Annotated in this window: 1 protein-coding gene; it reads left to right on the top strand. The window is 52.4% G+C overall.

The features are described from left to right. Positions 1-682 precede the first annotated feature (682 nt). A complete protein-coding gene (locus tag G463_RS0117220; RefSeq protein WP_026976115.1) occupies positions 683-871 on the top strand; it encodes a hypothetical protein in 189 nt (62 codons plus the stop codon). Positions 872-2,041: the final 1,170 nt, after the last annotated feature.

Below are 2,041 nucleotides of genomic sequence, written 5' to 3'. Positions count from 1 at the left end.
TCGTCCACTGTCCACTTACGTCCCGGCATCATAAACACCTCTACTTCATCTTAACCCATCCCTTCTGTCTGGGTTGACTCTGGGGCCAGTATAACGGTCCTCTGTGAGTGTGCGAACTGAAACAGAGCTCTACTCTGAAGTAGGCTCCCACCGGACTGTGTACGAACGCTGGCGATGAAGTCCAGCATGGCGCCGTCTCGGTACGTTCGTGTGTACTCGCGTACCGGCGTGATGCTTGCCACCGTATACACACGTAAAAATGAACGGTGGGACAATCGGGAGAGACCGAAAGGGTATCCAGCCAGACCAACGTCGGTCTGGCGTTGGCGGTCTGAGTATGGCACAGAACCCGCAGGGGGATAACCAAGGACGGGGTGTCTCGGTCGGCTGTGGCTCGGACTGCGAACGCTTGACCGGTCTAGTGTGTGCCGGACAATCGGCGAGGCTTAACAGTTAACGTTGCCGTTTACTCATAGCTTGCGGATCACAAAGGCTTCGGACGCTGTGCCCGTAAACAGCGGTCACCACGCAACGGAATATCACAGAAGCCATCAGCCACGGCTGGTGGCTTTTGTATTTGTCGCGGGGCATCAGCTATGGCTGGTGCCCTGTATGTGGACAGCAGCCGCCTCAACGGCAGAGACATCATCGTAAGATGAGTTATCCGAAGGGGGTGTAGTCCATGTACGATGGAGGACTGTTTGGTGGTTTCACACGTTGGGCCATAGTGTTTCTGATTATCTTCGTGCTGTTCTTCCTGCTGGTTCCGTTTACCGGAGGTTACGCAGGTGGCGGTTGTGGAGCGGGCGCAGGCGCCTATGGTGCTGGTGCTGGCGCTTATGGTGCGGGAGCTGGATTCGGAGCATACTGAAGTCCCCGAGGATACAGTTCCGCTTCGTCCGTTGTGCGATAACAGCGGACATCACAGTAACGGTATATCACCGAAGCCATCAGCTACGGCTGGTGGCTTTTGTATTGCTCCAGGGCACCGGCTGCGAATGGTGCCCTGGAGATTATGGGACAGCTGCCGCTTCGAGAAAGGATGTAGCACCGTAAGATGTGACATCGTTTATCGAAGGGGGGTAGTCTATGTACGGTGGAGGAGTATTTGGTGGTTTCACCCGATGGGCAGTCGTGTTCTTGATTATCTTTGTGCTGTTCGTCCTGCTGGTTCCGTTTACCGGCGGATATGCAGGGGCAGGTTACTAAAAACCTGCATGCACAATCCCCCGAACATTAAATGGACATTGTCAGGTAAGTACCGGGGAGGGGGATAAAACAATGATTACACGTGCTCATTGCATGCGGTTTGTTGGACGGCCCGTCGTCATTCGCACGAGGGATGGTATGACTCACCGCGGAATTCTCCATACCGTAACAGGTGATGGAATTTACGTACGGCCGGTAGGTGGTGCAACCACTCGTCTCGCGAATGAGACAGACGTTAATGCTGCAAACATTGATGTGTTGCAGAACATACCTCAGTTGAATGATGACGTGAAAGAGACTTTTTTTCCCTTTCTGTTCTTTCCTTTTTTGGCGATTGCGGCGCTCGGGCCATGGGGGTGGTGGTAAATCTTGCGCAAATTCATAGCGGAGGATAGATGAAAATCCCAAGGACGAAATTAAGTGTGCGATAGCGAATGTTTGGGTGCATATACCCGTTGTGAGATACAGCGCACATCAATGTTTACACTTGGACAGCAGCCGCTACTCATCGGTTCATGGCTACGTAGAATGAGTCATGCAGATCATAAGGGGGTGTAGTCCGTGTACGATGGGGGAGTGTTTGGTGGATTCACACGTTGGGCAGTAGTGTTTCTGATTATCTTCGTCCTGTTCTTCCTGCTGGTTCCGCATCACGTCGGATATAGGACGACCTGCACAACAACTCCTGTTGTGTACTAAGTGAACAGGTTCACGAAGAATTGGCGGGTATCTCATGTATCTAGTGCCCCTTCAGGCAACGTAGTTTGAGGAAAGTGGAGGATCAACCAGTGGAATGGAGAATATCACCAACGGTGGTGATATTCATGTGCCT

Origin of the sequence: Alicyclobacillus contaminans DSM 17975 (assembly GCF_000429525.1) — a bacterium.
GTDB classification, from domain to species: Bacteria; Bacillota; Bacilli; order Alicyclobacillales; family Alicyclobacillaceae; genus Alicyclobacillus_A; species Alicyclobacillus_A contaminans.
Note: the sequence above shows the minus strand (reverse complement) of the source record. Positions and strands in the feature narration are given on the sequence as shown.